The 5586-nt window shown below is 68.0% G+C and carries 5 protein-coding genes; 1 reads left to right on the top strand and 4 read right to left on the bottom strand.

Annotation, left to right across the window (positions count from 1 at the left end; translation table 11 throughout):
• Nucleotides 1-240 precede the first annotated feature (240 nt).
• Genes ACEQXV_RS05700 through ACEQXV_RS05685 form a run of 4 tightly spaced genes read right to left on the bottom strand, consistent with a single transcriptional unit; the run spans nucleotide 241 to nucleotide 4869 of the window.
• Nucleotides 241-1653: an ABC transporter ATP-binding protein gene (locus ACEQXV_RS05700; RefSeq protein WP_370268258.1), complete on the bottom strand. Its 1413-nt coding sequence runs from the start codon at nucleotides 1651-1653 to the stop codon at nucleotides 241-243.
• Nucleotides 1650-2438, bottom strand: coding sequence for an ABC transporter permease (locus ACEQXV_RS05695; protein WP_370268257.1), 789 nt, complete (start codon nucleotides 2436-2438; stop codon nucleotides 1650-1652). The genes ACEQXV_RS05700 and ACEQXV_RS05695 overlap by 4 nt, the downstream gene beginning before the upstream one ends.
• A complete protein-coding gene (locus ACEQXV_RS05690) occupies nucleotides 2438-3367 on the bottom strand; it encodes an ABC transporter permease (RefSeq protein ID WP_370268256.1) in 930 nt (309 codons plus the stop codon). The genes ACEQXV_RS05695 and ACEQXV_RS05690 overlap by 1 nt, the downstream gene beginning before the upstream one ends.
• On the bottom strand, nucleotides 3364-4869 hold the full coding sequence (locus ACEQXV_RS05685; RefSeq protein ID WP_370268254.1) for an ABC transporter substrate-binding protein: 1506 nt from the start codon (nucleotides 4867-4869) through the stop codon (nucleotides 3364-3366). The genes ACEQXV_RS05690 and ACEQXV_RS05685 overlap by 4 nt, the downstream gene beginning before the upstream one ends.
• A 246-nt stretch (nucleotides 4870-5115) precedes the next feature.
• On the opposite strand from ACEQXV_RS05685, the gene ACEQXV_RS05680 reads away from it, so the two are divergent.
• Nucleotides 5116-5586, top strand: a 471-nt coding sequence (locus ACEQXV_RS05680; RefSeq protein ID WP_370268253.1) for a GTP-binding protein, incomplete at its 3' end; no start/stop codon positions are given.

Here is a 5586-nt window from a genome sequence, read left to right as displayed (position 1 = left end):
GGAACAGGAAGGACGTGATCCCTGCGCGGCTGTCGTAAAGATCCATTCCCGGTCCGTGCGATAGTCTGTCGGCATTTCAACGCCGGGACCCTACGCCTTATCCCCCGGCGGTCAATCGCAATCGGAGGCACGCCCGGGCCGCGGCAAGGCTGCCCGGAGGCCAAGGGAAGCCGCGCCTTTCCCTGGAAACGGCCCCCCGCGCGGGCTGAAGGCGGCGCGCAGGGCGGGTCCCCGGCCCGGTCAGGCGGCCTGCACCGCCTCCGGGCGTGCGCCGAGATCCAGCACCCGGTCCGCCGTAGCGCGCACCAGCGCAAGATCGTGGCTCACCAGCAGTATCGCCGTGCCCTCGGTCTCGGCCACGTCGCTCAGAAGCGCGATCATCTTTTGCTGGGTCAGCGGATCCAGACGCGAGGTGGGCTCGTCCGCGAACAGGAAGGCCGGGCGCCGGAGCAAGGCCCGCATCAGCGAGATACGCTGCAACTCGCCGCACGAAACCCCGCCGGGGCGACGGGTCAGCAGGATCGGATCCAGCCCCAGCCGCGCGAGAAGCGCTTCAAAACCGGCGTCACCGCCGATACCCACGAGGTCGCGCAGGGTCTGCCCCAAGGTCCGATGCGGCGGAAAGGCTGCGACGGGATCCTGGTACAGTTTCTGGAAAGAATGGGGGCGCCCTCCGGTCTCGCGCATCACCCGGCCCGCCGCCGGTTCGACCAGCCCCAGAAGCACGTCGCCCAGCGTCGACTTCCCGCAGCCGGACGGACCGGTCACGCCAAGGATGCCGCCGCGCGGAAGGGCCAGCTCGATGTCACTGACCAAGGTGCGCCCACCGCGTCCGACGGCCAGTCCCCGCGCCTCGACAACCGAGCGGCCGGACAATCCCCCGTTCCGCCGCTGGGGCCAGCCTTGCGGATCGGCCTGCAGCAGGGCGCGGGTATAGGGGGCTTTCGGGGCGTGCAGGATATCGCGGGTCGCCCCCTCTTCGACGATGGCGCCCGAGCGCAGCACAATCATCCGCCCGCCGATCATCCGCGCGAGCGCGATATCGTGGGTGATGACCAGAAGCCCCCCGTCGGTGCCCATTCCGTCCAGCAGCATCGCGGCGACCTCGTCCCGCCGCGCGGCATCGAGCCCCTTGGTCGGTTCATCGGCGATCACCAGCCGGGCACCCCCCGCGCGCGCCGCGGCGATGGCGACGCGCTGGGCCATCCCGCCAGAAAGCTCGTACGGATAGCGCCCGGCGGCGGGGGAAAGGTCCAGACGGGAAAGGTCGGCATCGGCCCGGCGCATCGCTTCGCCCCGGGGCAGGCCCCGCACGAAGCGATGCGCTTCGGCGACCTGCCCGCGGGCCCGCATCAGCGGGTCCAGCGACAGCCATGGCTCTTGCGGCAGCACCCCGATCTCGCGCCCCCACAGCGGCCGGAAGTCTCGGGGCCGCGCGGGATCGAGCTTGCGCGTTCCGACGGTGACACGTCCCGAGGCCCGCAAGCCGGCCGGCAGTGTCCCCATCAGAGTCTGCGCCATCAGGCTCTTGCCCGAGCCGGTTTCCCCCATCAGGACCACGGGCTGCCCCGGTTCAAGGCTCAGGCTCAGCGGTTCCAGCAACAGCGCCGTCCCGTCGCGGACGCAGATGTCACTGGCGGAAAGGAGGGTCATGCTTTGCGGCTCCCGGCGACAAGGGTGAGGCCCAGCAGCAGGGCGAAGGTGGCAAGAACCGGTGACAACAGCGCGAGCGGCGCCTCGCGCCAATAGGGCAGCAGCTCGACCATCATAAGCCCCAGTTCGGGCGTCGGTGCGCGCATGCCGACATGGACGAAGCCCAGCGCGGCAATCGCCATGATCGCGGTCGCAGTACCGAACGCGGCGGCGGTCAGCATGAGGGGCGCGATCTCGGGCCAGATATGGACACGGAACAGGTAGAACGGCCCGAATCCCAGAAGTCGCGACGCCTGAACCGCCGGCGAGGCCAGCGTGTCGCGCGTGGCTGCGCGGGTCAGGCGGAAGAACTCGACCCACAGGACAAGCGACAGCCCGGCCCAGAAGCCCAGCGCGGTGCCGGGCACCATGGCCAGCATGATCAGCACCAGAAGCAGGCCGGGCAGCGCCAGCAGGGCATCGGCCAGCGTCGTCAGCAGCCGGTCGATCCAGCCGCCCCGCGCCGCCGCAAGCGTGCCCAGCGCCAGCCCCGCCGCCCCGGCAGTGACGACCGCCAGAAGGGCGATGACCGGCGACAGCCGCAGGGCCTGCGCAAGCCGGTGGAAAATGGTGCGGCCCAGATGGTCATAGCCCAGCGGCGCCATGCCTTCGGGGCCCGAAAGCGCGTTCATCAGCGATTGATCGAAGGGATCGCCGGGGATCAGGACCGGGCCGAGGATCCCCGTAAAAGCGACGAGCAGGATCAGGGCAAGCCCGATCGCCCGGGTGGGGGACAGGGACGGCATCAGGCGGTCTCCCTCGGGTCGAGGCGGCGCACCGCAAGGTCGATCAGCAGGTTCACCAGCACGAAGCCAAGGCCGAGAACCAGCGCCGTGCCCTGCACCATCGGCACGTCGCGCGAAAAGATCGCGTGGACAAGGGCATGGCCGATGCCCGGCCAACCGAAGATCGATTCGACGATGATCACCCCTTCGACCAGCGTCACGAATTGCAGACCCAGATAGGTCACCAGCGGCACCGCGACGTTGCGCAGCCCGTGCCGGACCAGCGTCTGGCGGCGCGACAGGCCCTTCCATTGGGCGAAACGCCAGAACGGCATGGCGGCGATCCGGGCCATGGCGTCGCGGGCGAGGCGCGCATTCACGGCGGCAAGGCCCAGCGCCAGGGTCAGGGCGGGCAGCACGAAATGACGCGCCTCGCCATGCCCGGCGGCCGGAAGCCAGCGCAGTTGCACCGCGAGGATCACGATCAGCACCAGCGCGATCAGGAATTGGGGCATCGCCTTGATCCCCGTCGACAGCACGAGCAGCACCCGGTCGAAAAGGCCCCCCGGCCTGAGCCCGGCAAGGATACCCAGCGGCGGGCCGATCAGCAGCGACAGCAGCAGCGCCGCCACCGCCAGCCCGGCCGAGGCGCCCAGCTGATGGCCGATCTCGGCAAGCACCGGACGCCCCGTCACCAGCGACACCCCGAAATCAAGCTGAGCGAGATCGCCCAGCCATTGCAGCAAGGCGGGCAAAGCAGGGCCGGACAGGCCCAGCTCGTCGCGCACCGCGTCGGCGGCAGCCTGGTTGACGTTGTCATAGCCGTAGCGTCCGGCGGCGATGCGCCATGCGGCGTCCCCGGGAAGGCTGCGCATCATGGCGAAGGTGGCGGTGCCGATCAGCACCGCGACCATCAGGGCCTGCACAAGACGGTTGGCGATTACCGTCATTCCGCCCACCGCATGTCAACCAGGCCGAAGCTGCGCTCGAACGGGTCGATACTGGTTCCCGTCACGGCATCCGACACCGCCAGCGTCTGCCGATACCACGCGATGGGGATGATCGGCAGATCGTCTTGCAGGATCGCGGCCGCCTGCGCGCGGGCTTCCTCGCCGCCCTCGCCGCGTGCGATCCCCTGCACCAGCGTCGCGAAGGCCTCGTTCGTCCAGTTCATCGCGCCCCAGTCGCCATTGCCGACGTAATCGGACATCACCGTGCCGATGGGATCGGGGATCAGCGCGAAGTTCCGCGCGATCAGGCCCAGCTCGAGCGTGCCGTTCTGATGACCCGACGGGATTTCCGAGGAATTGGTGGTGTTGAGCGTCAGCTCGACACCGATTGCGCGGAATTGCTGTTCCAGAACCGCTGCCACCAGCGGCAGTTCGGGACGGTCGGGATAGGTGGTCAGCGTCAGGGCAAAGCGCGCGCCGTCGCGGGTCAGGATGCCGTCGCTTCCCCGCTCCCAGCCAAGGTCCGCCAGAAGGGCGCGGGCTTCGTCAAGGTCGTGGGCCAGCGGCGCCAGTTCCGGGTCGTGCCAGCCCGCGACCGAGGGCGGAAACAGCTGCGTCGCCCCTTCGGGATAGCGCAGCACGGCGGCGGCAATGCCCGCTCGGTCAATGGCAAGGCTCAGCGCCCGCCGCGCCTCGACATCGGACAGGAAGGGATGCGCGGCATTGACCTTCAGAAGCAGCGTCCGCGGGATCGCGACCGAGAGCACCTCGACGCCGTCGACTTGGCGCAGCCGGGACACGCTGGCAGGATCGAGCCCGAAGACGAACTCGGCCTCGCCGGATTCCGCCATCAGCGCGCGCGTCTCGACGCGGCTCACACCCGAATAGCTGACCTGCGCGATATGCGGCGCAGCGCCCCAATAGCCGTCGAATGCTTCGGCATCGAGCGACAGCGGCGGCTCCATTGCGGTAATGCGGTAGGGCCCGGTACCGATGACCGCGACCCCGGTTCCGTCGGCCGCATAGGAAGCGGGCGCGAGGATCTGCGTGCGGAATTCGGCCAGAAAGGCGGGCAATGCGGCCAGCGGTTCGGACAGGGTCAGGGTCACGCTACCCTCGCCCGCCATGATCCCGGTCAGCGGCAGGCTGCCCAGCGGGCCGGGCTTTGCGCGCGCAATTTCCAGCGCGTTGACAACGGCGTCTGCGGTCATCGCGCTGCCGTCATGGAACAGCACGCCCTCGCGCAGGGTAAAGGTCCAGCTGAGCCCGTCTTCGGAAACGCTCCAGCCTGTTGCAAGGCCCGGAGTCAGTCGCCCCTGAGCATCCGCATTGACCAGCGTTTCGGCGATGCCCATGCGGGTGAAGATATAGCCCGTGGTCGAGGGTTCGGGCGACTGGATCTCGAACTGGGCGACGACATCGAGCGTGCCATTCGCCAGCGCCGGCAGCGGTGCAACGAACAGCGCCAGCAACGCGGCGGTGGCAAGAAGGGATCGTTTCATCAGAAGCTTCCTGAACAGACGGACGGCCGGTCTGTGACGTGGCGCGGGAAAGCGGCGTCACAGGGCCTTGGGGTGACAATGGCCTTGCGTCAGGCCCGGGATCGGTTGGCGCTGGAATCGCCGGGGGCGACTGTTATGTGATACTATTACTATTCGCAAGATGCCGCATAGCGGATCTTGCGAACCACGCCCGAACTCGGTATTTATGTTATAACATTACATTACTCTAGCCAGAGGTAATTCCCGATGCCAGCAACCGATTTCCGCCTTCCCGTGACGGTCCTTTCGGGCTTCCTGGGGGCCGGCAAGACAACCGTTCTTAACGCCGTGCTGAACAATCGCGAGGGCCGCAAGGTCGCGGTCATCGTCAATGACATGTCCGAGGTGAATATCGACGCCGATCTCGTGCGGGCTGGCGGCGCCGATCTCAGCCATACCGAGGAAACGCTGGTGGAAATGTCGAATGGCTGCATCTGCTGCACGCTGCGCGACGACCTGCTGACCGAGGTGCGCCGCCTCGCCGAAGAAGGGCGTTTCGACTATCTGCTGATCGAAAGCACCGGCATTTCCGAGCCCCTCCCCGTCGCCGCCACCTTCGATTTTCGGGACGAGAACGGCGACAGCCTGAGTGACGTGGCGCGGCTGGACACGATGGTCACGGTCGTCGACGCGGTGAACCTGCTGGCCGATTATGCCAGCCATGATTTCCTTCGTGAG

The sequence above is a fragment of the Nioella sp. genome (assembly GCF_964229645.1).
In the GTDB taxonomy this organism is placed as follows: domain Bacteria; phylum Pseudomonadota; class Alphaproteobacteria; order Rhodobacterales; family Rhodobacteraceae; genus Nioella.
Note: the sequence above shows the minus strand (reverse complement) of the source record. Positions and strands in the feature narration are given on the sequence as shown.